The following is a 1,259-nucleotide window of genomic DNA, read 5'->3' on the forward strand; positions in this document are numbered from 1 at the left end:
AGTAGCCTGCCCGTTGTCGACCGGAATGTCCGGTTCGCCGGCGGCCCTCCGCGAGGATCGAGGCCGTCGTCGTGGGGGCGCCGGTGATCGCTCAGGTGGTCGCGAGGACACGGCCGTCGACCAGGTGGTGGAGCAGGCGCGGCGGAGACAGCGGTGCGGACCGCCTCAGAAGGGTGGTGGCCCGTCGTCGGGCGGCGCGGGCGCGGTGGCGTCCGGCGTGGGCCTCGGGGGCGGGTCGGGTGGGTAGGCGGGGTGGGAGTGGTGGGTGCGGCCGGTGGGGGAGGTCCATCGCAGGGTGCCGTCGGGGTGTTGGTGGGCGGTCCAGCGGCCGTGGTGCTTGAGGCGGTGGTGGTGGCGGCACAGGTGGGCGAGGTTGGTGGGGTCGGAGCAGCCGCCGTCGGCCCAGGCCCGGGTGTGGTCCAGGTCGCAGGTGGTGGCGGTGCGGCGGCAGCCGGGGAAGCGGCAGTGCTCGTCGCGGGTCTGCAGCCAGCGGCGGCGGGCGCCGGTGACGGCGTAGGTGGTGCGGTCGGCGTCGGTGACGGCACCGGTGAGGGGGTCGGTCAGCAGCCGGGTGAAGCTGGCGGCCTGGGCGAGCAGGTGGCGGGCGGTGGTCGCGTCGATGGGTCCGTACCCGGCCAGGTGCGCCGGCCCGTCCCCGCCCAGCACGGTGCCCAGGGGCACGGTGATCATCACGGTCGGCCGCCAGGGCACGCACCCCAGGTCCGGGCGCAGGGCACCGCCCGCGGTCCCGGTCGCGGTGCCGGTCGGCGTGCCAGTCGCGGTGCCGGTCGCGGTGCCGGTCGCGGTGCCGGTCCCCTGCCCGGTGCCGGTCGCGGCGCCGGTCGCGGTGCCGGTCGCGGTGCCGGTCGCGGTGCCGGTCGCGGTGCCGGTCGCGTGTGCGGTGCCGGTCGCGGGTGCGGTGCCGGTGCTGGTGGCGGTGTGGGGCGTGGCGGTGTCGGGTAGGAGCAGGTGGGTCAGGACGTCGGCGCGCAGCTGGCTCAGGGTCGGGTCGTGGCGGGGGGCGTCGGGGTTCTCGTGCAGGGCGCGGGCGGCCAGGGACAGGCCGGTGTCGATGGCGTGGGCCTGCACCGCCGGGAGCAGCGCGTGCAGGAACGCCATCCCGTCGGCCTCCGGCTGCAGCCACACCCGCCGGTCGGCGTGGGCACGGGCGTGCCGCTCGGCCACCGGGACGGGGTGGTGCCGCTCGCGCCAGCGACGGGCCCGGCTCGCGGTCGCCACCGCGGTGCTCGTGGCCGCCG

1 protein-coding gene is annotated in these 1,259 nt (G+C 78.0%); it reads right to left on the minus strand.

Translation table 11 applies throughout. The features are described 5' to 3' along the window. Positions 1-165: 165 nt before the first annotated feature. Positions 166-1,259: HNH endonuclease signature motif containing protein (locus EJA20_RS18480; protein ID WP_205687592.1), on the minus strand; the 1,094-nt coding region annotated here is incomplete at its 5' end.

Origin of the sequence: Cellulomonas endophytica (assembly GCF_004123805.1) — a bacterium.
Taxonomy (GTDB): Bacteria; Actinomycetota; Actinomycetes; order Actinomycetales; family Cellulomonadaceae; genus Cellulomonas; species Cellulomonas endophytica.